Origin of the sequence: Sphingobium boeckii, assembly GCF_014199215.1 — a bacterium.
Classification (GTDB): Bacteria; Pseudomonadota; Alphaproteobacteria; order Sphingomonadales; family Sphingomonadaceae; genus Sphingobium_A; species Sphingobium_A boeckii.
This window is the reverse complement of sequence record NZ_JACIJC010000001.1, coordinates 1,025,480-1,048,496: the sequence shown is the minus strand read 5'-3', so window position 1 is coordinate 1,048,496 and position 23,017 is coordinate 1,025,480. Positions and strand designations below refer to the sequence as shown.

26 protein-coding genes and 1 pseudogene are annotated in these 23,017 nt (G+C 58.2%); 9 read left to right on the top strand and 18 right to left on the bottom strand.

Annotation, left to right across the window (positions count from 1 at the left end; all coding sequences use genetic code 11):
* Positions 1–7 precede the first annotated feature (7 nt).
* The 3 genes from FHS49_RS05015 to FHS49_RS05005 form a co-directional block, all read right to left on the bottom strand.
* Entirely contained in the window at positions 8–1,759 is a 1,752-nt protein-coding gene (locus FHS49_RS05015) for an asparagine synthase-related protein (protein WP_184015819.1), read from the bottom strand.
* Between the two features lie 22 nt (positions 1,760–1,781).
* A complete protein-coding gene (locus FHS49_RS05010; RefSeq protein WP_184015816.1) occupies positions 1,782–2,417 on the bottom strand; it encodes a lasso peptide biosynthesis B2 protein in 636 nt (211 codons plus the stop codon).
* A gap of 233 nt (positions 2,418–2,650) precedes the next feature.
* Positions 2,651–3,268 carry a GntR family transcriptional regulator gene (locus FHS49_RS05005; protein WP_184015814.1) on the bottom strand — a complete coding sequence of 206 codons (618 nt, stop codon included), beginning with the start codon at positions 3,266–3,268 and terminating at the stop codon, positions 2,651–2,653.
* Positions 3,269–3,579: 311 nt separating this feature from the next.
* Here FHS49_RS05005 and FHS49_RS05000 point away from each other — a divergent pair, with 311 nt between their 5' ends.
* Complete coding sequence (locus tag FHS49_RS05000; protein WP_281397034.1) at positions 3,580–4,071, top strand: helix-turn-helix domain-containing protein; 492 nt, start codon at positions 3,580–3,582, stop codon at positions 4,069–4,071.
* Positions 4,072–4,437: 366 nt separating this feature from the next.
* Positions 4,438–5,250, top strand: a complete 813-nt coding sequence (locus FHS49_RS04995; protein WP_184015810.1) for a hypothetical protein — start codon at positions 4,438–4,440, stop codon at positions 5,248–5,250.
* A 121-nt stretch (positions 5,251–5,371) separates the two neighbouring features.
* Here the strand turns inward: FHS49_RS04995 and FHS49_RS04990 are convergent, their stop codons facing one another.
* Together FHS49_RS04990 and FHS49_RS04985 are read right to left on the bottom strand one after the other, a co-directional pair.
* Positions 5,372–5,821, bottom strand: coding sequence for a Ros/MucR family transcriptional regulator (locus FHS49_RS04990; protein ID WP_184015808.1), 450 nt, complete (start codon positions 5,819–5,821; stop codon positions 5,372–5,374).
* Between the two features lie 159 nt (positions 5,822–5,980).
* Entirely contained in the window at positions 5,981–6,436 is a 456-nt protein-coding gene (locus FHS49_RS04985; RefSeq protein WP_184015806.1) for a thermonuclease family protein, read from the bottom strand.
* A 186-nt stretch (positions 6,437–6,622) separates the two neighbouring features.
* Here FHS49_RS04985 and FHS49_RS04980 point away from each other — a divergent pair, with 186 nt between their 5' ends.
* Entirely contained in the window at positions 6,623–6,817 is a 195-nt protein-coding gene (locus tag FHS49_RS04980; RefSeq protein WP_184015804.1) for a hypothetical protein, read from the top strand.
* Here FHS49_RS04980 and FHS49_RS04975 read toward each other — a convergent pair.
* Genes FHS49_RS04975 through FHS49_RS04955 form a run of 5 tightly spaced genes read right to left on the bottom strand, consistent with a single transcriptional unit; the run spans position 6,810 to position 8,570 of the window.
* Positions 6,810–7,109, bottom strand: coding sequence for a hypothetical protein (locus FHS49_RS04975; RefSeq protein ID WP_184015801.1), 300 nt, complete (start codon positions 7,107–7,109; stop codon positions 6,810–6,812). The two genes, FHS49_RS04980 and FHS49_RS04975, sit on opposite strands and share 8 nt — an antisense overlap.
* Complete coding sequence (locus tag FHS49_RS04970; RefSeq protein WP_184015799.1) at positions 7,106–7,753, bottom strand: SOS response-associated peptidase; 648 nt, start codon at positions 7,751–7,753, stop codon at positions 7,106–7,108. Before FHS49_RS04970 ends, FHS49_RS04975 begins: the two co-directional genes overlap by 4 nt.
* A gap of 32 nt (positions 7,754–7,785) precedes the next feature.
* Positions 7,786–8,106 carry a hypothetical protein gene (locus FHS49_RS04965; RefSeq protein ID WP_184015797.1) on the bottom strand — a complete coding sequence of 107 codons (321 nt, stop codon included), beginning with the start codon at positions 8,104–8,106 and terminating at the stop codon, positions 7,786–7,788.
* Between the two features lie 3 nt (positions 8,107–8,109).
* Positions 8,110–8,373, bottom strand: a complete 264-nt coding sequence (locus FHS49_RS04960) for a hypothetical protein (protein ID WP_184015794.1) — start codon at positions 8,371–8,373, stop codon at positions 8,110–8,112.
* Complete coding sequence (locus tag FHS49_RS04955; protein WP_184015792.1) at positions 8,373–8,570, bottom strand: hypothetical protein; 198 nt, start codon at positions 8,568–8,570, stop codon at positions 8,373–8,375. The genes FHS49_RS04960 and FHS49_RS04955 overlap by 1 nt, the downstream gene beginning before the upstream one ends.
* Positions 8,571–8,651: 81 nt before the next feature.
* Here FHS49_RS04955 and FHS49_RS04950 point away from each other — a divergent pair, with 81 nt between their 5' ends.
* Entirely contained in the window at positions 8,652–9,155 is a 504-nt protein-coding gene (locus tag FHS49_RS04950) for a glycerate kinase (RefSeq protein ID WP_184016039.1), read from the top strand.
* A 279-nt stretch (positions 9,156–9,434) separates the two neighbouring features.
* On the opposite strand, the gene FHS49_RS04945 is transcribed toward FHS49_RS04950, so the two are convergent.
* The 5 genes from FHS49_RS04945 to FHS49_RS04925 form a co-directional block, all read right to left on the bottom strand.
* Positions 9,435–10,229 (bottom strand): helix-turn-helix domain-containing protein, encoded by a 795-nt coding sequence (locus tag FHS49_RS04945; RefSeq protein ID WP_184015790.1) that lies wholly within the window; start codon positions 10,227–10,229, stop codon positions 9,435–9,437.
* 207 nt (positions 10,230–10,436) lie between these two features.
* Complete coding sequence (locus tag FHS49_RS04940; protein ID WP_184015788.1) at positions 10,437–12,953, bottom strand: TonB-dependent receptor; 2,517 nt, start codon at positions 12,951–12,953, stop codon at positions 10,437–10,439.
* A gap of 76 nt (positions 12,954–13,029) precedes the next feature.
* Positions 13,030–14,019 (bottom strand): hypothetical protein, encoded by a 990-nt coding sequence (locus FHS49_RS04935; RefSeq protein ID WP_184015787.1) that lies wholly within the window; start codon positions 14,017–14,019, stop codon positions 13,030–13,032.
* 154 nt (positions 14,020–14,173) lie between these two features.
* On the bottom strand, positions 14,174–14,479 hold the full coding sequence (locus FHS49_RS04930; protein ID WP_184015785.1) for a hypothetical protein: 306 nt from the start codon (positions 14,477–14,479) through the stop codon (positions 14,174–14,176).
* Positions 14,476–15,594 carry a PepSY-associated TM helix domain-containing protein gene (locus FHS49_RS04925; protein WP_184015783.1) on the bottom strand — a complete coding sequence of 373 codons (1,119 nt, stop codon included), beginning with the start codon at positions 15,592–15,594 and terminating at the stop codon, positions 14,476–14,478. Before FHS49_RS04925 ends, FHS49_RS04930 begins: the two co-directional genes overlap by 4 nt.
* 283 nt (positions 15,595–15,877) lie before the next feature.
* Here FHS49_RS04925 and FHS49_RS04920 point away from each other — a divergent pair, with 283 nt between their 5' ends.
* The 3 genes from FHS49_RS04920 to FHS49_RS04910 all read left to right on the top strand — a co-directional run bounded on the left by FHS49_RS04920 (position 15,878) and on the right by FHS49_RS04910 (position 18,792).
* Entirely contained in the window at positions 15,878–16,798 is a 921-nt protein-coding gene (locus FHS49_RS04920; RefSeq protein WP_184015781.1) for an alpha/beta fold hydrolase, read from the top strand.
* Between the two features lie 123 nt (positions 16,799–16,921).
* A complete protein-coding gene (locus FHS49_RS04915) occupies positions 16,922–17,722 on the top strand; it encodes a phytanoyl-CoA dioxygenase family protein (protein WP_246350360.1) in 801 nt (266 codons plus the stop codon).
* The gene (locus FHS49_RS04910; protein ID WP_184015777.1) at positions 17,722–18,792 is read left to right on the top strand and encodes a VOC family protein; all 1,071 of its coding nucleotides are present in this window, start codon (positions 17,722–17,724) and stop codon (positions 18,790–18,792) included. The genes FHS49_RS04915 and FHS49_RS04910 overlap by 1 nt, the downstream gene beginning before the upstream one ends.
* Positions 18,793–19,047: 255 nt before the next feature.
* Here the strand turns inward: FHS49_RS04910 and FHS49_RS04905 are convergent, their stop codons facing one another.
* Together FHS49_RS04905 and FHS49_RS04900 are read right to left on the bottom strand one after the other, a co-directional pair.
* The gene (locus tag FHS49_RS04905) at positions 19,048–20,136 is read right to left on the bottom strand and encodes a DUF3089 domain-containing protein (protein WP_184015775.1); all 1,089 of its coding nucleotides are present in this window, start codon (positions 20,134–20,136) and stop codon (positions 19,048–19,050) included.
* A 74-nt stretch (positions 20,137–20,210) separates the two neighbouring features.
* Positions 20,211–20,466, bottom strand: a pseudogene (locus tag FHS49_RS04900) (hypothetical protein); the annotation flags it as partial.
* A gap of 26 nt (positions 20,467–20,492) precedes the next feature.
* On the opposite strand from FHS49_RS04900, the gene FHS49_RS04895 reads away from it, so the two are divergent.
* Together FHS49_RS04895 and FHS49_RS19480 are read left to right on the top strand one after the other, a co-directional pair.
* On the top strand, positions 20,493–20,837 hold the full coding sequence (locus tag FHS49_RS04895; RefSeq protein WP_184015774.1) for a hypothetical protein: 345 nt from the start codon (positions 20,493–20,495) through the stop codon (positions 20,835–20,837).
* A 199-nt stretch (positions 20,838–21,036) separates the two neighbouring features.
* Complete coding sequence (locus tag FHS49_RS19480; protein WP_221240370.1) at positions 21,037–21,255, top strand: helix-turn-helix domain-containing protein; 219 nt, start codon at positions 21,037–21,039, stop codon at positions 21,253–21,255.
* Positions 21,256–21,710: 455 nt separating this feature from the next.
* Here FHS49_RS19480 and FHS49_RS04885 read toward each other — a convergent pair whose 3' ends face one another.
* The gene (locus FHS49_RS04885) at positions 21,711–22,358 is read right to left on the bottom strand and encodes a TetR/AcrR family transcriptional regulator (RefSeq protein WP_184015772.1); all 648 of its coding nucleotides are present in this window, start codon (positions 22,356–22,358) and stop codon (positions 21,711–21,713) included.
* Positions 22,359–23,017 lie beyond the last annotated feature (659 nt).

Here is a 23,017-nt window from a genome sequence, read left to right as displayed (position 1 = left end):
GCGCCTGTCACGCCCAGCCCGCTGCCCATATTTCCAGCGTGACGAGCCGGGCGATCAGCCCGTGGACATTGCGCAGCAAAAGGCAATGCGGATCAAGCAGCGCATCAAGGGTGTCGCGATCGATCAGCCCGTGGGCAACGAGCTGGCCGTCGAGCAGAAAGGGACGCAGTGTCCCCAGATGGGCGGTGATCGTCCGATTGTAGAAATTCGTGGTATTGCCCTTGCTGCGTCGCAGCCTGATGACGTCTGGAAGCAGGGGCGCGAAGAGATCGCGCGCCAGGCCGCGGTCGCGAATATCCGGCGACAGGACCCACAGAGGCAGGCTCAGACAAGCCTCGACGATCGGCTGCGACAGCAAGGGATGGCAGAGCCTGAAATGCTGGGCGGTGCGCGTCGGCGCATGAAAGATCTGGCAATTGACCAGCATATCGATCTGGAACCGCTTTCCAGGCGCCAACCCCCTGGCCTCGACTTGCCATGGGTGATCGAAGGACGTCCCTAGGACAGGCTGCAGGGCGGGTCCGGCGATCGAGGCGAGGTCAGCATCGCCATGCGCCGTCTTGGCTGGGGGTCGTGCGATATCGCGCAAAATTGACCAGACCGAGCGGTTGAGCCTGCGGGCCGCCACCGCGACCAATTCGAGAAAATGCCGGTCGAACCCGCGGCATTTCAGATAGTCCGCGGCGATGAAGACCGTGGCCGGTTGCATGAACATCGCATCGCCGCCCTGCCCCGTCAGCGCCAGCGAGGCACCCGCCGCGGTCGCCGCCTCGCACGACAGGCGGTCCATCAAAACGTCCATGCCGTAAAGCAGCGGCCGTGGGTGGCGTGGGCCGGTCAGGGCCTGGAGATAATCAAGGTCTTCCGGCTCGACCAGCGCTTCGGTGACCGGGGCACTCCACCGTGCCGCGGCGGCACGCGCGTAAGGACGTTCGTCGCCAGCAGACGAGAAGTTGATGTTCAGACAGTGGACAATCGGTCCATCGGGCCTTTTGGACAAGGCCCCAAGAACGATGGCTGAATCGAGCCCGCCCGACAGGTCGAGGGACACTCGTTGATGTCCCTTGCCCCACAGGGTCAGGCAGCTTTCAACAATCTCGGCCAATTTTGCTGGCTCCGTTTCACACCGGGACGCCGCCTCCGTGGGCGACCAGACAGGCTCGTCCTTGAAGCCGTCGCCAATCTCGTCGGCCTTGCCTGTCCAATGTTTCAACACCCCCGGGACGGGCATGGTGACATGCCGGAGCGGGCTGATGATCCCCATCTGCACCGGATCCGCGACCAGAATTGCCATGCGTGCCCAGTCGATCACTGGCGGGCCGCCAGCAATCGCCAGCAGATCGCTGGCCAAGGTGTTCGAGACGATTACGACGGGGCCCAGCGTCCAGAGATAGACGGGGAAAGCCCCTGATGGATCGCGCATCAACCACGGTCCGCGCGCAGCGTCCACGCCCATAGCGAGGTAACGCCCCCAAAAGCGAGCGCTCAAAGTCCGGCAGATATGCTGCCCATCATTCTGGCCGAACGGCCCCAACTCCGGGGGCGCCCGGTAGCGGAGATTGCGTTCGAACACGTCGCCAATCACGATGCTATGACCGCCTTCCATCCTATGGATGGGCCAATCGGCGATGTGGCTGCGCACGCACAGACGAAGGCCCGGCAATTCGAAGACAGTCTGGCGCCTGGAGTCCGCGCGAATGAGCCGATCGAACAGCGCAGCAGCCTGCGCATCGGCATCCGGATTTTCGACGGGCGACATGACCGCCAGGAAATGCTCAGGCTCAGAAGCGCGCAATGACTGTGTACCAGTTGATGTGTTCCGCGCTATCATTGAGGACGGCACCGCGGGCCTCTACCCAGCAATGGGCTTCGAAGGGATGGGTCTGAACGCCAAAGACCCATTTGCAGCCAATGGCGTGACTTTCGAGGACATAGCGAAGCATGGCGGAATGGACGAAACACCGGCCCGTGCGCGGGAAAAAGCAGCGCATGTGCTGGAACCGCGTGGCAATTTCGAACACCGCAGCGTCGCTGACCGAGGCCTCTTTTGCCGGGCGAGCAACGGCTTTGAGCCATCGGCGCGATCCTCGTCCTGACAGATCCCAGAGGGTCTTGAGTGTCGCGACCGCCATGGCCGCCACATCTCCAGCCCGGACGCGTGCCTGGACGCCCGCGGGCATATCGACCGCAGTGGAAGGCGGTGAGGCGGCCCATGGCGTAGACGTGGACGGGACTTGCTGCATCAGATGGGCTGCAACCAGTTCCTGCAAGACGGGACCATCGCTGCCCTTCGCACGGAGCGCTGGCCAGACCGGTGCCGCATCGTGCCGGGAGAGGCAGAGATAATCATCGGTCGCGAGATCGAGGAGGACCAGGTCACCCTGGACATTGGCGACACGAACGTGAGCGCGGGGCATGAGCATGATTGCCAAAGAGGCGGTGCGACGCACCGCCTCTCCGTGCCTCAGAACCAGCCGTAGTCCGGCAGGCCGCCTTCATTGACGGGCGCCTTGTAAATGGCGCGCGTATCGCGCGTCACACTGCCGAGCCGGATCAGGCGGGATTGGAATTCGGTCTTCATCTTTGCCTCCTTCGATTGGCATCAATGCTGCGGCATTGCAGCAGTCCCAGAAAGCGACGGGAGGCCGCTCTATTCAAAATCTTTTTTGACTATTCTTTGCATCCGTCGCCAGCGCGCGATCAGTAGGTCCGCCGCGCGCGTGCGCGCCCTGAAATAGCGTCTGGCGACGCGCGTCGCGGCCGCGCGATCACCAGACACAAGCGCCTGCAGGAGCCGCCCGGGGTCGGACGGCTCCATTATCAAGCCTTCGACGCCGAGAATTGGTGCCAGGCGTCCTGAGATCTGGCGGATCAGGCGCGCGGCATAGGACGGGTCTAATGCATCTGCCATCCAGTCCATCATCACCCTCGCACAGGGGGGGCGCCCGTCGGTCGCAAGACGCGCTCCGTCCGCAAATCGTGGCATGTTGAGCACCACAAGGCGTTCGACGATCCGATAGAGTTCAACGACATCCTCTGACGAAAGATCGGGCACGAAATAGCCTTGGCCCCGACGAAATTCGAGTGCTGTAGCACCCACCAGCCTGCTGGCTGCTTCGCGCACGGGTGTGGGGCTGATCTCAAGCAAGGCCGCAATTTCCACCAGATTGAGGAGTTGGCCGGGGCTCCAGGCGGATTGGCACAAGGCCTCGCGCAGATAGTGCTCGGCCAGAAGATAAGAATCACGCGCCTGTCTTGAGTCTGCCATCTGCTTCCCTTGCAGGAACGCGAGGCCGAAGGCAGACGCAGGAGCCCATCACCCACCCCCCAGCAAGTCAAGTGTGTCCTATACGCAGCCTTTTGCGCTCTACATGCAAATGGAGCGCACAGACCACGGCGATAGTGCGCAAACTAGGCATATTGCCGCAGCCTATCTGCAATTTTAGGCGCGATTGAAGAAAGACAAAGCTACAAGCTTGATTAAGCATCATTTTCGATATGTTTCGCTCAGAGAATGATTTGCAAAAACCGGCGGCTTCTATAGCCTGTCTTTCAATTCAAATTGGCAGGGCATGACCATTGAGCCGAAAAAGCCCAGAGGAGGATCTACACAGTCGCCTCACGGGCGAGGCGATACGCGCGGTTCGGCAATTGCGCAGAATGCGCCCTGCAGAAGTGGCGGCGGCCATGGGCCTTCCGGTCCGGACCTATGAGCATCTGGAAGCTGGAAAAGGGCGGATCAGCTATCACCGGCTGTTGTTGTTTGCTGAGGCCACCAGCAGTGACGCTTTTGCCATTTCAGCCGCGGTCGCGATGAAGGATCCGCAGTTCGCTGTCCGGTGCGCCGACAACAAGCTGGCCAAGATCATGATGATCGCGATGAGCGAACTCAACGACGAACTTGGCCCTGACATCGTCTATGTCGAGTCCGGCCTGATCATCGGCGCGATGACCAGGATCTCGAAGGAATTGGTGGAGCGCGTGCGACGGCGAGACACGTTCGCCGAAACTTGGCTGGAGCAGGGGACAGCGCGCATTCACGCGGTTGGACGCAAACCGATACCGGAATGAGCGCGGCCTATTGTCGATGGCGCTTGGCAAAATTCTACAGACTGCAGGGGGGTCCGGTTCCACAGCCTTGAGACACAAGCAGGCCGATCCCGCTCGCTCTCGATCTGCGTCTCCTTGCTTTGGATCACAAAGGAGCTTGCCGGACGTGTCCCAAATCGCTGATCAAGCGGAGCACCTCTTTGCCGCTAGCACTCTCAATCATGGTCCAGCGCGTGGGGATGCATCCCGTTCGCTCACGGATCAGTTACACCAGTCGGCACGGTTTCATCAATCGCTATTCTATCACCGTCACTCTGGAGATGCCCAGTCGCAGCGTTTGCTCAAGATCTCGATGATGGATTCAATCGAAAAAATGATGAGAATTCGATGGGTTCGAAATCAATCTGGCACAATATATATTATTTCATTTCGGCGGAGAGACGACTTGACTGGCGCGGCACTTGGCCGCATTCTGATTTATCGGTCCGGGGGGACCGGCTTGAGGGGAATTTCATGGTAATCCAAATGCGTGCGCTCTCGGGCGCATTTTTCCTTGCGTGTTCTTCGGCTGCAGGCGCGCAGACCATCGTTCCCGAATCCGTTGCATCACCCCCGTCCATTTTGCCTGCACCCGCGCATGCCGTCATTCTGACAAGCGCGGGCGACAATGTATTGCGGACGGGCGCGCCGATTCTGCTGACGACCAGCGAAGCGCTCACCACCAAAGGCAAGAAGTTGAAGGTCGGCCAACGGATTCAGCTTGAGGTGGCCGAATCCATCATGCTCAATGGCCAGATCGTCATCCCGGCGGGCAGCCCTGCCGTTGGAGAAATCACGACTGTCCGCAACAAGGGCATGTGGGGGAAGTCGGGCGGCATCAACGCCCGCGTGCTGTATGCGCGCGCCAACGGACGTCAAATCCGTCTGACCGGCCAATTTGATGACAAGGGTAAAACGGGAACTGCCGCCGTGGTCGGCGCGCTCGTGGTCATCCCCATCGCTGGATTTTTCATGACTGGAACAAGTGCCGAGATCCCGCTGGGAACGCCCATAAAGGCTTTTCTGGACGAAGACATCACGGTTGCGTTTGCAGCGGTGTCGTCACCCGTGATGGCGGTTCCAGTTCCAGTTGCGATACCTGCGAGCGTTAAACCGACCGACAGCGCGGCTGAGATTCCAGCCTTGGTGACGCAGGACTAATTTTTCGGCCGACATCAATCCGCTCCCCATAGCTGAACGCATCGGCTATATGAGCGGGGGGCGGAGCGCCATTTTTTGGCAAAGGGGTGCGGGGTGTGCATTCCGGAACTGAAAATTTCAGTTATTCGATGGGGGCTTTCGGCGCACGAGGCTTAGCCTTTGCAACCGGCTTCACAACAGCCCGCTTGCGACCGAGACCGATCTTTATAGCCAGTTGCTTACGCTGTTCCGAATACGCCGGCGCAACCATCGGATAGTCGGCGGGCAAGGTATAACGGATCCGATATTCGGCAGGAGTCAGGCCATTTAGACCCAGGTGCCGTTTGAGCATCGCATAGGGTTTGCCGTCGATCATGCTGATGATCTTGGTGGGATCTGACAGGCTTTTGCGGATGGTCGTAGCAGCCGTATATTCGGGTTTCGCGGCTGCCGCGACTTGACCCAGGCCAGCGAGGGCAGAATGTACGTTGCCAATCAGACCGGGAAGATCGCTCACGCTGACAGAATTGTTGGCGACCATGGAGACAACGATATCAGCGGTCAGGTTCGTGAGAAGATTGGAGTCTGACATTTTGTGTCCTTATCTATGGCTGTGATCGAAGTTCAGCGGCCTCCCAATTGACTGACCGACTCTATTTTTTTAATTTCTATCATTCGTTATAGCAGCTTGAGAAAGCAGGTTCCCATTTTAACTTTCTCGGCTGCCCATAAGATGACGCAAAAGGCTTGATCAACACCAGGGCCGCCGCGCGCCGCCCCATTCGCGCGCCAAACCCTCTTCCACCAGTTTCGCACCCAGGGATCGGCCTTTTCTCGTCAGCACGCGAAGCTGGCGACCATATTTGTCGGTATCACGCGCGCCGCGGCTCTCCACGTTGAATGACCCGGCATTCAGCAATGCCTGGAGGCGGGCTGTCGCCTTGCCGCCCAGATCGGCCTCCATCGGGCATTTGGACGGATGTGTTTCGGGGGCGTCGATGTCCATGATCCGGATTTTCACGCCAGCGAGCCAGATAGTATCGCCATCAACCACGCAATTGGTGCCACCGCCGCTATGGCATAGGCTGAAATGTACCGCGCGGCCTTCGGCCTGCGCCTCGGTGTGAATGGGCCATGCGAAACCGATCGCGCCGCCAGCGGTGACGACACCAGCCAGCAGCGCCGGAAATAGAAATCTGCTTGCCATCGATCTGTTATAGCTGACGTTGATTGAACGCAGGTTAAAAGTGCATGATCCACACAAGCGCCGACCAAATGGACCAGGCGATCGGGCCAACGACCAATAATGCGACCAGAAAAATAAGCTTGCGACTGATCGGATAGTCGTCATCCCAGCGTGGGTCAGGCCAAATTTTCATGGAATGATCATGCCATGATCTTCAAAACATGCCAATGCATCTTCGCATGGGCGATTTCGGCCGCCGAGTGGCAGGATCTGCTCCCTGACGGCCTCACCGTCTGCGAGTCCGGCTCCTCGCTAGACGATCGTTTCTGCCGAGTGTTCCGCCGCCAACTGCAAGAAATTGTTCCATATTTTGCCGCGGCTGCGAGCCACCATATCATCTGAACAATGTTGCGATGCCGCAAAGGATGCCAAATATCCATGCTCCGCCAACGACCGTCGTCGCGATCCACCATTCCAGCGCTTCAGCGCGCGCTTTGCAATCGGGCACCGCGCGCAAGTCCGTGCCTTCCCCATCTTCGGGATGACGAAACTGATTGTCTAAAGTGGGGTCTGCCGACACGCGATCCGTCATCCTGGGACAATATTGAAGCAACCCGTCCGCATCGCGTTCCTCGCTGACAAGGCCAGCAGTCGCGGCATGCGCGGCCGGATCCATGTTTTTCAATGCGCTCACAACAAGCGTTCCTGGACCGATCCGCGCCGCACCTGGGTCCAGGGTTCGGCGGTGCGGTCGATCTCGATCAGCTCGTCGGGAAACGGCCGATGCTGGAAGGCGATGACGTCGTCGATCGTTCCGTGCAGCCACCGCTCCTGCTCGTCGGGCATCAGCAATATCGGCATGCGGTCCTGGACGGGCATGACGGCAGCGTTCGCATCGCAGGTGACGCCGGCATAGACATCGCCCCATTCGATGCTCGAGCGCCAAATTCCGGCCCAGGCAAAAAGCGGCTGGTCCTTTACGCGGAACCAGGTGCGGGTCATCCGTCCCTTCTCGCCTTCGGGTTCCGCAAAGGCCGTAAGCGGGATCAGGCATCGGTTCGCGGGGTTGGGTGCCACGCTGCGCCAGGTGGGCAGAGTCAGGTCTGCTGCCTGATTGGCGGGCTTGGGCTTGGAGCCACGCTCTTTCATGGCGCGCGTCAGGAGCGGAAAACCCCAGGTCATGGATTGCAGGATGCGCTGGCCATCGACCTCGCGCACCACCATGCCTGGCGTCCCGGGATAGGTCTCCTCCACCGCATTGAAAGCGTGCGGGATGATGGCCTGAAAGATACGCGCCACCTCGGCGGCGCTTTTCCTGTTGGCATGAAGGTTACACATTGAGGGAAAGTCCTCTTGTTTGAACACACCCGTCAGCGCCGTCGGCCGAGCGCGTTCTTCCAGTCCCGCTCCGATGGCATGGCCAGATGGGTATCGACGGGCACCAATCCATCCAGCGTTTCGACCCTTGGCCTGACCTTCGCACCATTTGTCTTTCGGCAATCGGGACAATAGAAATGGCGATGGACATCACGGATCCAGTCTGCCCACCCCTTGCGCTCGAACAGCCACCACATGGCGTGCGGATCGTAATTTGAAACCCGAGGGCAGCGCGTGCAACTCATCCTGACCGTACGGTGCCTGACGGCCGCGTCCAGCAGATCACGGACAGGATTGACCAAATCGCGCTTCATGGTTCATCGCATTGGCAGCTTGATCAATTCGGCGGGGGACGGCTCATCAATGTCCCATTTGCCCATCGCATAACCAACCAGTTCGGTACGGATGACCATATGGCTCTGATTGTCGATCTGGTCGCAAATGTGCTTTGCAAGCTCCTTGAACGCCCGTTCGCCCGCCAGACCGCCGTCCCTTTCCACGCGCTGCTTCATGGTCTTTGGGGCGCACTGGATCGACACGAAAATGGCGGCTTCGAGATCATTTCGCGCGATGCGGTGCATCAGAGCAACGCCAGCTGGACGGTTGTGTCGGACAGAAAATGCAGCCGGACACCCTGCGCTGCAGCCACGGCGTTACGATAATGAACCGACTGATGCTGCTCGGCCTCCTCAAATGTCACCGGCGACCATTCGTCCCCGGGATAGACGGCATTGTATATGGCGCGCGCGGCTTCCCGCATGCGAATATCGTGCTGCATGGTGACTTCCTGCAATGTGGCGGTGCCGACTCGGCGAATATGAAGAGTAGAATGTTCTTATTATGTTCCGCAAGAGCCAAAGTGTCTGACAATCTCGCACATTATGCCCGGATCATCGAAGCGGATCTTGGCATCGCCGTGAACGCCCTACCCGGCGGCGGCGCGGCAGGAGGGCTGGGCGCTGGACTGGTTGCATTCATGCCCGCTGACCTTCGACCGGGATTGGATATCGTCGCCAAGGCGCTGGGGCTTGATGCAATCGTGGCGAGCGCTGATCTTGTCATCACCGGTGAGGGTCGGATTGATAGCCAGAGCATGCGCGGAAAGGCCCCTGTCGGCGTCGCCGCCCTTGCAAACCGCCACGGCAAACCTGTGATCGTGGTCGCCGGCGCGCTGGGATATGGCGCTGAAATGGCCTATTCGCGCGGTATCGACGCCATGTTCAGCGTCATACAGGAATGTTGCACGATCGAGGTGGCTTTGGCGCAAGCTGCAGAAAATGTGCAGATTGCAGCCCGCAATGTTGCCGCAGCCATCAAGATTGGCAGGAAAATTCAACAACAACCGATGCCGGAAATTTTCTGATCAGCCAGTATTTACCTGCACGCCTACCGTCGTGCCATCATCAGACTGATTAAGAAGAAACGCGATCTGCTGCTCAGTGATCCTCGACCCCTTTATGGCAAAGTCTCGGGTTGCCAGGAGCCAAACCTAGCCGAGAATTTCTCATAAGAAGCGGACCAAATTTCAGGGCCCTGTTCATTGCATCAACGAAACGATTGTCTAGATTCGTTGCCAAATCGAAGGTGGAAAAGAGGTACGTATTCAAATTGGTGTCTAGCGAGCTTGAGGGCATTCGATTCATCAGTTGATGGTGCCAGCGCGCCGGATTCGATGCTTGTCGACAAGCACCGCTGTTTCGACGTCCTTGGCAAGTTCTTGTAAAATGGGGACGAGCCGGGCCTCGGCGTCTCGTGGTAGCAGAGCTCGCTGGATATAACTGACAACTAGGCTCGCAACCACATGCCCCTCAAGGAAGACAGGCACGCCTATGTTGGCTTCTGCCGAGCGCGCGGTTGCGATATGCTCGAAGCCGCCCGAGCGCACCCTTTCTATCATAAGGTTGATATGTCCCTCGCTGCACGCGTCTGTCTGAAGCGGATCATCAGAGCAGCGCAACAGGTCGAGCACGGAAGCGCGATAGGCAGCTGACGCAAACGCCAAGAGCACGTGTCCCGCGCTGGAACGCATGATCGGCCGCATGAACCCGACTTCAAAGTGATCGAGGGCGAGAGTGGTCGATTGATCGGTCGAGACCCGTACCAGCATATTTTCACCGAACCGTGTGGCCAGCCGCAGCGGCCAGCCGATTTCCCGCGTCTTCTCGTACAGCATCGGCGATGCAATGTAGCTTACCCAATTGGCGTCCGTGAAATTACCCGACAGCGTGTTGATTGCGGGCGTCAACCGATAGAAGCGCGAGTTGGGAATGCGCTCGACATAACTTTCGAGTACGAGAGTATGGACGATCCTATGTGCCGTCGTTCGCGGCAGATCGAGGACCTTGGCGACTTGCGCGACAGTGGCTGCAGTCCTGTTCAGCAGAGACAGGACCGCTAGACCACGCTTGAGAGATGTTAGGTGCTCGCGGCCATCCATGCTCCAAATCCCCTTGTGAGGGGAAGTATAGAAACCTGTACAATCGTCAGCCGATCCGGCGAACCTATCCACTCAGCGGAAAGCAATCTGCCAAGATCCGCGCAATTTAGTCATAAAATACCCAAGATCAGTCGATGGCCAGCGCCACAACACGCCGGCCATCGATCGGATATCGAGGCACCATTGTTCTCGACAAATAGAGTCAAATCAGAATTTGTATGAGGTGCGCATCCCGAATGTCCGCAGTTCGCGCAGCGAGGCGATCAACGCCGAATAACTGTGCGCGCCGGAGATCGAAAAGGTGTTGTCGAACTGACTGCCTGATCCGATTGTGTAATACGCTTTGTCATTTAATACGTTGGTTACGAAAAGCTCGATCGAAGCATGCTCGTTTCGCATTCCCACCCGGAAATTGGCATTGGTGAAATCGGCTGAACGCACCGTGTTCGAAATGTCGGCATATTGTCCCGATTTGTAAGAGAAATCCGCTCGGGTGTATGCCGTGAGCCCCGACCTGCTCGAAATCTCTTTCGCATATTCAAGCGCGGCATAGCCCGAATATTTAGACGTTTGCGGATTCATTTTTCCGGCAAAATCGACATTTGCTTGAGCAGTGACCTGTGCGTTGACGGCGCGAACAATCGAAGAATCATTGATCGCACCGTTCAGATCGAGCGTCAGTTCGGGCGTCAGGTATGTGGTCGTTTCTATCTCTAGACCCTTCAAATTCACCCGCCCGGAGTTGGTCGCGGTGGTGAGGGCGTAAGGCGTGTTGCTCTCGCCAACCAACAGGACGCGGTTCTGAATATTGATCTGATTGCTCCAAACCGCATAATATGCTGCGACCGAGTAGCGGAAATGGTTGTCGAACAATTTGCCCTTGAAGCCGATCTCGAAATTATCGAGCTTCTCGGGCTGAACCTCAAGCTTTAGTCCGAGTTGTAGCGCGAGCGCCTGGATTTCTGCCGGTTGCGTAAAAAAGTTGTTAAATTGCCCGGGATTTACGCCCTTCGAATATGAAGCATAGACCATGTTGTCCGGTGTAATCTTGAACTGGCCGATCACCCGCGGCAGAAAATTGTTGTACGTCTTCTGAAACAGCGTGGCACCTTCGGGATAGAAGCCTGCAGGAACGAACACGCTAGAGGTCAGATTAGCACCGCCCGACCCGGCATAGGTATAGAGATGATCGCTCTGATACCGGCCGTCGACGTTGAACGTGAGCCGGGGCGTAAAATCGAAACCGACGCCGAAGAATCCTGCGGTCGTCTTGGCGCGAGAGGCTCCCAAAACATTTATCACGGCGGTGCTCAAATTCCCGAAGGTTCCACCGAACGAACCTTGGATGAAGGCGTTGAGATAACTTGCACCGACGGTAGCGTGTAGTCGGCCGCCGTTTTCGAACGTAGCGCGAAATTCCTGAGAAAAATCGTGATCGACGGTTTCAACCATTGCGGGAAAATCGAAATAGGACCGCGTCGCGGTTGCGCCGCCGAAGACGTTGGGCTGGGTCATATCGTTGGTATTGTCGAGATCTGCCAGTTCGGCGCGGCGCTCGTCATTCGCGCCCGTCAGCGAAGACAAGGTAATCCCACTCTCGCCAATCTTCCATTCCAAACCAAGATGGAGATGGTAGAAGCGGCTCTTCAGGCCGTAGCCGTCAGGTCGGTTGGACGGCGACACCAGTCCTGTCGATTGCGAGAGGAAGTTCTGGACCGCGGCGTCATTCAACGTGTTGGCCGACGGCAAGCCCGGCTGGATTCTGGGCGCGACACCGCAGAACCAAGCATTGGTTGTTACCCCCGAGAGGCCGAGACCAGTAACATTACAGTTCGATTGACCGCGCACAACGATGCCATTGGGTCCGGTGATTGTGTAGGCCGGTATCAAGCCGGTAGCGGCCGCGCCGTCTTTGTTCTGCGAAATTAGACCGAAGGCTTTTGCAGTGAAATTGCTGGCGGGCGTGAAGATGAGCGCAATTGTGCCGCTTGTGGTCGATTGGTCGCCCAATGTCTGACCGTGCGTGCCGGGATTTTTGTAGGAGCCGTTCTTGGCGTAGGTTCGCCCGGTGATGCGCACGCCAAGCAAATCGTCGATCAACGGCGCGCTGATCTGGCCCATAAAGTCATAATTGCCACGCGTTCCGCCCATCGCCGCAACCTGCGCGGTCAGATGATCCGTGGGCAGTTTGTTCACGAGGTTGATCGCGCCAGCGAAAGTCTGGCGACCGAAATAGGCGCTCTGGGGTCCTTTCAGCACTTCAATGCGTTCCGGGTCGGTGATGCTCTGTAGCGCAGTCGATGAACTTACCGGCACGCCGTCGATAAAGATCGAGGTGGTTTGCACGAACGTCGAGGAGGGCGTGATTCCGCGAATAACAACGGCTTGGAATGAACGATCCGATCGCGCGCCCGAACTCGCTTGGCCGATCAGATTGAGACCCGGGATGGACTCAGCAATATTCTGTAACGTCACAGCGCCGCGCGCGGTCAGGTCGGCGCTGGTCAGGGCGGAAATCGCGATCGGGGTGGAAAGGATATTCTCGTCGCGGCGGCGCGCCGTGACGAGGATTTCGGGAGGACCTGACGGTGCGGCCTCCGCCGCGACCGGCGTTGCAGCGGACCCGACATCGGTCGATTGCGCATGCGCCGACGTTGCCGTCACAATAACGCTGATCGCGCTTGCTATATATAGGGTGCTCGGCAGAGATGATTTGTATTTCATTATAATTTCCCTTTATCCTTGGTGTTATTGTGTAAGTTCGGCCCGGGTTCTTGCGGTCGACAGACGTCGACCGTGCCTAGGCTCGAATAACCTCGATGATTTCTCCTACCGTTCCGAGAAGGACTGACGTCGAATGCCCACCAACTGGCGGCATTGTGCTGGCCGGTGCCTTGCCTACCCAGTTCAGATCGCCATCGCCGCCAGTGTAGTCGAAGGTCACCAGCGCGATGCCGGGCGGGAGGCCGCCCTTGGGCTTGGCGCGAAACTTGGCGACGCTCGGGAATTGATCGACTTCGATCATCCGACCGTTGTCGAGCTTGACGGTGTTGAGCTTGTGCCGCGTGTCGGCGGGCAGGCCGTTCGCATTCGAAATAATGATGTTGGCAATGTCGAACGTGCCGTAGGAAGTCGTCGAGAATTTGCTCGCATAATTGGCGACGGCGGCATCCATGTCGGGAGTGCCGACAATTGCGACAAAGCAATAGTCGACGAACGCTTTCGGCGGTACATAGAGTTCGGGCTGCTTCGGGTCGGGCCCGAAATGTGTAAAGTATAGCACTTCCTTTGCCGGACCGACGACTTGCATTGCTTTCGCCGTGGGCCAGCCATCGAGCATGCGCGGCGCACCGATAATATCGAATGGCGATCCCTTGAGCCGTTCGCCCAGAGCATCGGCATCCGCCACTAGGAGTTCGGCGGCATTCCAGCCATATGTCGTAAGCGGACGATAGCTGGAGGGGAGTGCCTGCTCGACGAAGCGGAGATAGGTTGGGTCACCGCTCGATGGTGCCATGACCACGACGCGTTTGCCGGCGATCGCGGGTGCGCCCCACGACCGCGCAGTCTCCGCCGGCACGGTGCCGCGCCAGACGGTTTGATAGCCCAAGTAGGTGCGATATGCCTTTTCGATAAAGTCGAGATCGGGCGCGGGAATGGTGACCGCGCGCAATGCGCCGAGCCTGGGGGATTGGGCGGCGACAGGCATGGTCGCGGCGCCTGCCCTGGTTAATAGGCCGCCGATCGTGGCCGCGGCCGCTGCAGTTGTGATGAAATCACGACGCTTCATAAGGCAAAATCCCACCTTGTCTTTGGACGACGTCCAAAGAATTGTTGATATCGGTCTATTTTTTTGAGCAGTAAGTTTTGGTTAAGTAATCTGTCTGGAGATTTAGTGTTCACTTGAGGAAAAAGTTCAGGATGTTGGCGGTCTCCACAGGGATTTACTGCAGAACGAAACTCCCGGAATGAGGAACATATTGCGTGCCACCATGCCTCAGTGCGGCACCGACGTCCGTGGCCCAGTGGCTATCAGTCGGGTCGCGGTCGCCATAGAGCAGCAAGGTCGATGCCTCGATCCGCCGCATCAGTGCCTGGATGTCGACCAAACCATCACCACGCTCTGAGGGCTGGAGTCGGACCCTCTGCTGTGTCCTGACCCAGTTCGGCGAAATGTACACGCCGCCCGCGCGTTTGAGGGTGGCAGTCTTGCGCCACGGGCCGAGAAGCATTTTCAATGCCGCCATCATGCCGCCACCTTCGTGCGCTTCTGCCCAAACTTGCGCTTGCGTAGCCACATATAGGCGCCTGTCGGGAACAGCAGCGCCAGCATCGTGCCTGCGGCGATCAAGATCACTTGCCCGATGACCCCGAAGAAGCGCCCATTGTGTATCCAGATCATCCATGCACCGAAGAATTTCTGGAACGCCCCCTGATTGGCAGGATCAAAATCCATGACGATTGTGCCAGAGGTGGCATCCATCATATATTGCCTAGTGAACTGCGTCTTTGGCTGATCGCGCGGAAAGAGCCGCACCGAATAGAGATTGAAGCCCGGTGCCGGGAACTGCACTTGGATTATCGCAGAATCAGGGTGATGGGCGATCGCGATGTCGCGCGCCCGGTTGGCCGCCATTGGCTTGGGCGGCGCAGCCGATGGCGGTGGAGATATCGGTGCGCTCTGCTTCGGCGCGAACATAGCGGCGATCGCCATTTGGGCCGGGAACAGATTGGCCGCGAGCGCGCCGCTCACCCCCTGCACGAGCAGGAACAGGGCAACATAGATGCCGCCGACGGTATGGATGTTGCGATACATCATAGGGCGCGGGCCTTTGAGGCGCAGTTTGAGCGCCTTGCCCAGTCGCTTCTTGCTCTGGCGCCACCACATCGTCGTGCCGGCGACCACCGTGACCAACAGGAAAATACCCAACACGCCGACGATCCGTTCGCCAAGCCCTGGAAACAGCAGTTCCATATGGAACGATCGAATCAGCCTGAACCAAGTCCAATAGGCGCGCTGCCCCAGAATCGCATGACTGGTCGGATCGACGAACACTTCAAGCCGAGGCTCGGGACTGAATATCGCGCCTGGTGCGTGCGGTTCGGTCAGCAGGAAGGGAAAGCTCTCCAGGTCGCTGATCCCATACCGCTCGATGGAGAGAATCGTGCGGCTCGGATAGGCAGCCGCGACGACCATACTCATCGCGTCGATGTCGGGGTGCTGCTCGAACTGAGCGACCCGCATCTCGCGGGCATTCAACATGCTGTCGATCTCAGGATAGAAAGCGAGAATCGTACCCGTGAGCCCCATCAGCATCAGCCAAGCGCCGAAGATGAGCCCTATGGTTTTGTGCAACCACGCCATCCAATTTCCCCCTGTCACCAAACCCCTTGGCAACACTGAAACTATCCAAGTGGCGAGCCGTTACACGCGCTGATTGAGATTCGACCGATATTCGGTCAGCTCCAATTGCGCTGTTTGATGCTTGGGGTCGTTGCCATAGCGTGTCGGCCAAGGGGCTTGGTGCCCGCAGCGTTTCGAGGTGAAAAAGCAAGATATCGTTGTTGGTTGACGGCCAACGCGATCACATCGCCACTGCCGAGTCACTAGGCGCCGGTCCGAATTCAACGCCTCTATAAGGAAGCCCATGATTGATCGCCGCACCTTCAGTCTCGGGGCTATGGCCGCGGCCGCCGTCTGCACGCACGGTGCCGCCGCGCAGGTCGCCTTTTCGGAACCGGCCAAGGGGCCATGGACCAGCAGCGGTCTGCTGCAACGCGCCGGCGGCGTGTTGCATTATGTGACGTTGGGTGACCCCGCCTCCACCCGGCCGCCAGTCGTCCTGTTGCATAAGCTCGGCGGCTGGGTTGCGGATTGGCGCTTCGTCGCGCCGGCACTGGCAGAGGGGCGCCGCGTAATCGCTTTCGACCTTCCCGGCCATGGCGACTCGCGATGGCTGGGTAATGCGCCCTATATCCAGTCGCTGTCGGAGACTGCGGCTTTATTGGTTGGCGCGCTCGACGAGATGGGCATCTCCCAAATCGATCTGATCGGGACCTCGCTCGGAGGCTGTGTCTCGGTGCCGCTCACCGCCTTTTTTCCCGATCGCGTCCGCAGCCTGACGTTGGTCTCGTGCGCGCTGCCCCGTGCGCACACTCTCGCAGAAATCGCCACTTTGATCGACGAGCCCGAAAAGGCGATTTTCACGCCACAGGGGGATCCTCTGCCGGTGGATGCCAGCATATCGGCCAAGATGATGGGGTTGATCCATGCCGGGCCGATCGCCGCTGAACAGAATGCGAGCCGCCGCCGCGCGGGCCGTTGGATACAGCCTTCGGAGCGCGGGGTGCTTATCACCGACATCAAGCATCTGCTTACGCGCATAAGTGCGCCAACGCTGCTCCTCTATGGCGATCAACCGAACGCTTATCTGACGTTTCGAGCTGGCGCAGAAGGTGCCTTAAAAAACGCGCAGACGCGCTTCGTACCCGATTCGGGTGCCTTCGTAATGCAGGACAATCCGTCTGCCACCGCTGCTGTGCTGAAGAGCTTTCTCGACACTGGCTGAAGGCGAAGCCACTCAGCTTTCCTTGATTTCCGGAGTCTGATTTTGAACAAGTATCCCCTTAATCCGATCACCGCCGAACACATAGCAACCTATCGTCAGGACGGCGTTGTTTGCCTGCGCCAGATGTTCGATGCAGAGTGGATCGAAGCGCTGAAATCCGGCGCGCAGGATGTGATCGCCGATCCGCAGGCATATGGACAGACTGGCCCTTCGCACGGCGCGATGACTTCGGTTTCCTTCCTGTGGCGCGAAAACGGGCCGTTCCGGGATTTCGTAATGAACTCCCCGGTTGGTGAGATCGTCGGTCGTGTAATAGAGGCTGATACCATTCAGATATTTCACGATCATCTGTTCCACAAACCCGCGAAATCGCCAAGCATTATGCAGTGGCATGCCGATCACCTCTGGCCCTTTACGGGGACGATGATACCCAATATTTGGATCGCGCTGACCCCTGTGAACAAGGAAAATGGCCGCATCGAATTCGTCGCAGGCTATCACAAGTTTTGCATCGAGACCGGATCGCGCTTCGGCCCTGCTGGCGACGGCGCTTTCTGCTTTCCGGACTTCGAGGCGCAGCGCGACGATCCGGATTTCCCATTCAAGTTTGTCACCTGGGATCTCCAGCCCGGCGATGCTGTGCTGTTTCATGTCGACATCCCGCATTATTCGAAGGGCAATGATTCGGATCATCTGCCGCGCACCGGACTTGCCGTGCGAACGATCGGCGACGACAGCTATTGGTGTCCGGCAATTGGTCTGACAGCGATCGCCGGGGTCAATGTGCAAGCCATGCCAGCCGGCGTGCATCCAGCGCCGAGCGCCGAACTGCCTGTGATATGGGCGCGGCCCGCTGATGAGCCGCGCGTCTGGACGGGCGCATCTGTTGCCGGTGACATTCGGGAAGCAGCCGAGACGCCCTGATGCGCCGCGATGACGCGCCGCACACTCTTCTCCAAACATCGGACGGACACATGATGAAAGCCTCCATCAACGATACCGTCGACACTGCAGGTTTCGGCCAAACGCGGCGCAGGGTCTTGTGGGGGGCAGCCGGCCTGGCCGCCGCAATTGCGAGCGGTGCGACGAATGCCCTGGGTCAGCCGCTGGTCGAAGTTCCGCCCGCATTGCTACGGATTAAGATCGTCACGATCGGTGCCAGCAACCCGGGCGCCATTGCCGACCTCTATGCGAAATGGCTGGATTATCGACTGCGCGAAAGCGGTTTGGTTTCGCACGAGTTGGCCATCAGCTGGGGGGCGCCGGGTAGCGCGGGACGCCCCTTCTTTCTGCTCAGCTCGGTAGGTTATGCGGACGTGTTCGTCCGCATCGTCGGTATTGATCCGGTCCCCAGCTTCAAACGATCGACAACGGCTGGATGGAACGGGTTCGAGTTCATGGTCGACAGCGACAACGCGATGTACGCGCTGCTGCAGGGATCGCCGTTTCGACCGATCAACGCGCCCCACCCACCGGTGAAAGCGTATCCGAGCGTGTTCTCGATGGATGTTTCAGGCCCCGCGGAGGAGATGCTATTCTTAACCTGCGAAACGGGGGATCGCAGCAAATCCTATCTGCCTGCGCCCGGCGGCCGGGTCGGACGCCCGCATCTTGTGTGGGTGTCGGGTCCAAACATTCTGCAATTGCGCGATTGGTATGCCAAGGCATTTGGATTGATGAAGACTGACGTGCTGCAACGGCCTGTTCCGGGGTCGACGACGGGCGCGACAATGCCCAACACGCTCCTGTTAGCAAATGAGCGCGCGAACTTTATCCAGTTCGAGGAAAACCCGTTGCAGCTTGTGCCCCGTCCGCACGGCAACGGACAATTGCCACCTGGCAACGCGATGACGAGCTTTGCGGTTGCCAATTTGGATTTACTGAAAGTCCAGTTCCTGACACCTCCCATCGCGCTGTATGGAAAAGCCCGCGCCGCGACGGTGCTGGATCTTAATGGAAACCGCGTGGAATTGATCGAGGATGCTGCAAAATAATGAGCCTTTTGGACCGATTGGGGTCTTAAGATTGTTTGTTGATTGCTGCTGAAAAGTGACCCGTGGTATGCATCGGGAAGCTACTCCAGTTCGTCAGGTTTCGCGTCCATTGGAAGGTCAAGACGGTAGACACTGCCCAACGTGATCACTTGGTCATACAACAGCGAAATTTTGGGGATGCACACAATCAGGCATGACGCGTGTTGACCGTAGACATCGAGACAGCCATCGCAGGTTGTTTGGACGCCGCTGCAGTCAATCTCTAGCGTGCGCGCGCAGATACGACAGTGTTCGCAGTATCGCATTATCGCGGACATCGGCATAAAACAGACCGAAGTCATGATAATGCATGACGCCGCCCGGCAACGGCTTCAGGTCCAGCGCAGGATCGGGATCAACGACCAACAGGCCATGATCGCAACGCGCCGACACCGCCATTGGTACTAACGGGCGGATGGTGCCTTCGCCCGGATCGCCTGGTGCCGCGCCCCGACTCAGTTCTTTTCCAGCAATCGGAATCGCCCGGTCAAACGTTATCGGATTGATGCAGAGCGTCCGCTTGGTCGACAGATCACCGTATTTGTCCACGAACGGCTTCTCATATTGTTTGGCAATAGCAGCCAGATCAGCGGTGGGCAGAACTGAGTTCCACTGGACGGTGCACCCTGTTTGCGAAGGCGTGTCACAAATTGGAATGTGCTTGTAACGACGCGGGAAATCGCCCTCGACCAGATTTATCCCAATCACGTACGCGGCGACCATACGCCCTTGGAGCGCAGTGCCGTCGATCCGCTTCTCCAGCAATTCGGCAACCATATAACCGCCTTGGCTATGCCCGGCGAGAATGAAAGGTCGACCATGGCTGATGTTTTTGATGTAATAATCAAAGGCGCGCTCGATATCACCATATGCTAGATCGAGCGCCAAATTGCGATAGTCGCCACGCATGGATGCCTGTCGATAGCGCGGCGCATAAATGCGACAACATCCATTGAAAGCACTCGCCTGCCGCGCCATCACACTGGCGTCTGTCCATGCATTTACCTCCGTGTCGGCGACATCCTGATTCCAGATAGTCTTGCTCTGGAAGGTCGTGGGATGAATATAAAAGACATCGATGGCGGGATCTGTAGCGGCGGGCGATGCGCCCGCTGGCACCGCAACGCTAGCCCCAGCACCCGCCGAACCCGCAGCCCATGATGTTGAGAGAGCGTAATCAGGCGCAGGTGCAGGTTTTTGAGCTGCGAATTCCGAAGCTGCCACTGGAACCGCAAGCTGAGCGCCAGCCTCATGCGCCGGGCTCCCGATAACCAAAACCAGAGCGAAGAAAGTCGATGATTTCATATAAAGCTTTCGTTGCATTGCATTGTTTTGTGCTCGAGCTGAACCGCCCCGGGTCTGCCGGAGGCTATTTGACTTCAGTTACGCAGCCAAGGGTTGATCGTCCAGCATGGCGTATAGCGTTCTTCGGCTTCTGCGGGTGGGACATTGCCGAGGAGCTCCAGCAGTCGCCGGTTGTTGAACCAGTCCACCCATTCAAGCGTGGCATATTCCACGGCCTCGAAGGATCGCCATGGTGCCTTGCGATGGATCACCTCGGCCCCTTCGGCGCAGCTCAGGAGAGGCTTGCAAAGGCCGTTGATCGTCTCCAGCCAAGGCGTTGTCATAGCTATCGCAGCCCCGAGTCGACCACGAACCGCTTGGCATTCCGTCATCACGGCTTTCCCGGTTCGGGTGTCCGCAGCCAGAGAACGGTCGATGGCCAATTGCGCAAGGATCCGGCCATCGCCTTTGGCACGGCAGTCCGGTCGGATCTCCTGGATCGCGATCGCTCCAGACTTGCCAAGTGCGAAAGCGACGACCTGGCCTGCTTCGCGAAGACCAAAAAACTCAATCTCCTGCTGTCTCTGCGCAATCAGATTGCGGTTGCCCCGAACGGTCTGTTCGCCCGCCGCTGCTTCCGCTGCGAGGCAGGCGAGGATGGTGTTCAGGTCGCTGTGAGTTGCAGGCTCAATCGTCATGGTGACTTTCTTCTAAGTGCTTGATCCTGGGAAACTGGCCGATGTCATGACCAGGGCTATCGAAGGCCAGTCCTCACTTAGCGCGCGGATCGCTCAGGGGCGACGGGAGGCGCCTGGTGAGTGTCGCGGGCTCGATCACCAAGACAGTCAGCCTTCACCTAACCAACAACATGTCATATATGGGCCACTATCACCTGCATCATGTCATATATGGATTGTTATCATGTCGTCGGCAAAAACCCGCTCAATATTGATCCGGCTCGGCAAGGACCTGCGGGCTGCGCGCCTTCGCCGCGGCATGGCTATCGTCGACCTTGCCGTGGGCGCGGGCACGTCGACCAGCACCATCATCCGGCTGGAAAAAGGCGAGGCGGGAGTCGGGATCGGCATGCTCGCCGACGTGCTGGTCGTGTTCGGCCTCAATGAGCGTCTGCCGATCTGATCGATGTCCGGCACGACGATCTTGGCCTGGCCCTCAGCAATGAACGGCTTCCGCAACGCGGTCGCAGCGTATCCGTGCGGCATCGGCAGCAAAGCGGTGTCGATCCGGCCTCGTCAGAGAATGGCGGCTCCAATCCTGATGGCCTCGCCTTCTGATGGCCGACTATCGCGCAAAAGTGGCGCTCGGCGAGGCGCTGGCACCGGTCGGGCAGCTGCGCTTTTCGCGCGATGGCCCGCGCGAACAGTGCCATGTAGCAAAAGCTGGATGGTCGCTTCGAATATCGCCTCGACCGTTGCCCGAGCACGAGCCTGAGCCGATTGCTTTCGGGACTTTACCCGATCGCCTAAGACGTCGTCATAGGTAAATAACGAAGATGAACATTGCTTCATTGCTGACGGTCAATGATCGCAATGGGAAATTATCGTGACAGGGTAGCTGTGGCCGGCTGTTGGCATTCATGGCGTAAAGGCTCTCATAAATACATCCGCGATGAAGTCAGCATCAGTTTCAATTCGTTCTACAGCGTATGACGCGCCCCGTAAAATTTCTTGTTGCGATCCGCCCGAACATAGGCTCATCAAGGTGCGCGCAGCCATCATAGCGTCACATTGACGAATACCCCCCTTCTCCATGTGAAGCGTGAGAAAACTGGCCATGAGCCTTAAAGTTTTGAGCTGCGCGCGCTCATAGAAAATCGTTCCTGTTTGCGGAAATCGCGCGCATTCGGATATCACGAGGCGGTGCAGCGCAATGGCTTCGGGAGAGATCAACTTCGCAATAAACTGGCAGCAGAAGCTCCGAATAGCATCGTGCAGATTATTGTCCGGATCCAGAGGCGCGCTCAAGTTTCGCCGAAACGCTTCGGTTCGGTCTTCCAAAACCGCAGAAAATAGATCGTCTTTAGAAGAAAAATGGCTCCAAAGCGTGCCTTTCGAACCTCCGACTGCCGCCGCAATCGACGACATTGAGGTGGCCGCATAGCCGTGATCAAGGAACGATCGCGTGGCCACGGTAATGATCGCTTGGCGTCGCTGAAGGCGAAGGCTTTCCCGTCGAGGCAGCGCAGCGGCGGACGATTCGTCCAAATGCTCTTCCAATTCCATTGCTGCCAAATCCTTCACACCGATTCTCAAGGTCCACGTCCACTTTTTGCCCATCCCGCGATGATGAAAGCATCAGCGACGGTCTCGTCTCCGCAATTCAACCTTCCAAATCGCCCCCGCGGTCTGATCTGGAATTGTCTGATAACCGCAGCCAAGTAAACAGTGACAAACCTGATTTGTCATATCTATGGAAGCGGTCGCATGACTGACCGCTAAAGCAGCATACGGCTAACCTCGTGTCAGGTTTCACGAGTTCGCAGTGCTCTCGAGCGGTTGAGATAATGTGTCATAATTTTCTGATCGAAAACGTGATCCTGGCAAAAGCCCTAACGATTTGACCAACATTCGGCAATGAACTGTGGATAAACTCTCGGGCGCAAAATGGTATCGCGGTTTCTGTTTAGAGGGGGCGGATCTTGAGGCCGGACACAAGACAAAAACAGAACGCGTCAGGTCAAGTATGTATTGTTAGTCTTCAGGTGATTGCGCGCGGCCACGCTTTAGCAGGCGGCGCAAGGCGCTCCTCCCGCGAGCAGACGAGGCTGGCGAGCGCGGTCACTGCAGAGGCATTTGGCGCCAGGCACCACAAAAGGTCTGCGTGGCCATTTCCTGAACACGATTGCACGGCGCGTGAGCCGGCCGATGCGAAGGCCCGCCTC

What these genes read in the sequence shown, in the direction of transcription:
- FHS49_RS05015 (WP_184015819.1), bottom strand. Translation starts at nt 1,759, where the DNA reads ATGTCGCCCGTCGAAAATCCGGATGCCGATGCGCAGGCTGCTGCGCTG.
- FHS49_RS05010 (WP_184015816.1), bottom strand. Translation starts at nt 2,417, where the DNA reads ATGCCCCGCGCTCACGTTCGTGTCGCCAATGTCCAGGGTGACCTGGTC.
- FHS49_RS05005 (WP_184015814.1), bottom strand. Translation starts at nt 3,268, where the DNA reads ATGGCAGACTCAAGACAGGCGCGTGATTCTTATCTTCTGGCCGAGCAC.
- FHS49_RS04995 (WP_184015810.1), top strand. Translation starts at nt 4,438, where the DNA reads ATGGGTTCGAAATCAATCTGGCACAATATATATTATTTCATTTCGGCG.
- FHS49_RS04990 (WP_184015808.1), bottom strand. Translation starts at nt 5,821, where the DNA reads ATGTCAGACTCCAATCTTCTCACGAACCTGACCGCTGATATCGTTGTC.
- FHS49_RS04985 (WP_184015806.1), bottom strand. Translation starts at nt 6,436, where the DNA reads ATGGCAAGCAGATTTCTATTTCCGGCGCTGCTGGCTGGTGTCGTCACC.
- FHS49_RS04980 (WP_184015804.1), top strand. Translation starts at nt 6,623, where the DNA reads ATGATCTTCAAAACATGCCAATGCATCTTCGCATGGGCGATTTCGGCC.
- FHS49_RS04970 (WP_184015799.1), bottom strand. Translation starts at nt 7,753, where the DNA reads ATGTGTAACCTTCATGCCAACAGGAAAAGCGCCGCCGAGGTGGCGCGT.
- FHS49_RS04965 (WP_184015797.1), bottom strand. Translation starts at nt 8,106, where the DNA reads ATGAAGCGCGATTTGGTCAATCCTGTCCGTGATCTGCTGGACGCGGCC.
- FHS49_RS04960 (WP_184015794.1), bottom strand. Translation starts at nt 8,373, where the DNA reads ATGCACCGCATCGCGCGAAATGATCTCGAAGCCGCCATTTTCGTGTCG.
- FHS49_RS04955 (WP_184015792.1), bottom strand. Translation starts at nt 8,570, where the DNA reads ATGCAGCACGATATTCGCATGCGGGAAGCCGCGCGCGCCATATACAAT.
- FHS49_RS04945 (WP_184015790.1), bottom strand. Translation starts at nt 10,229, where the DNA reads ATGGATGGCCGCGAGCACCTAACATCTCTCAAGCGTGGTCTAGCGGTC.
- FHS49_RS04940 (WP_184015788.1), bottom strand. Translation starts at nt 12,953, where the DNA reads ATGAAATACAAATCATCTCTGCCGAGCACCCTATATATAGCAAGCGCG.
- FHS49_RS04935 (WP_184015787.1), bottom strand. Translation starts at nt 14,019, where the DNA reads ATGAAGCGTCGTGATTTCATCACAACTGCAGCGGCCGCGGCCACGATC.
- FHS49_RS04930 (WP_184015785.1), bottom strand. Translation starts at nt 14,479, where the DNA reads ATGATGGCGGCATTGAAAATGCTTCTCGGCCCGTGGCGCAAGACTGCC.
- FHS49_RS04925 (WP_184015783.1), bottom strand. Translation starts at nt 15,594, where the DNA reads ATGGCGTGGTTGCACAAAACCATAGGGCTCATCTTCGGCGCTTGGCTG.
- FHS49_RS04920 (WP_184015781.1), top strand. Translation starts at nt 15,878, where the DNA reads ATGATTGATCGCCGCACCTTCAGTCTCGGGGCTATGGCCGCGGCCGCC.
- FHS49_RS04915 (WP_246350360.1), top strand. Translation starts at nt 16,922, where the DNA reads ATGTTCGATGCAGAGTGGATCGAAGCGCTGAAATCCGGCGCGCAGGAT.
- FHS49_RS04910 (WP_184015777.1), top strand. Translation starts at nt 17,722, where the DNA reads ATGCGCCGCGATGACGCGCCGCACACTCTTCTCCAAACATCGGACGGA.
- FHS49_RS04905 (WP_184015775.1), bottom strand. Translation starts at nt 20,136, where the DNA reads ATGAAATCATCGACTTTCTTCGCTCTGGTTTTGGTTATCGGGAGCCCG.
- FHS49_RS19480 (WP_221240370.1), top strand. Translation starts at nt 21,037, where the DNA reads ATGTCGTCGGCAAAAACCCGCTCAATATTGATCCGGCTCGGCAAGGAC.
- FHS49_RS04885 (WP_184015772.1), bottom strand. Translation starts at nt 22,358, where the DNA reads ATGGAATTGGAAGAGCATTTGGACGAATCGTCCGCCGCTGCGCTGCCT.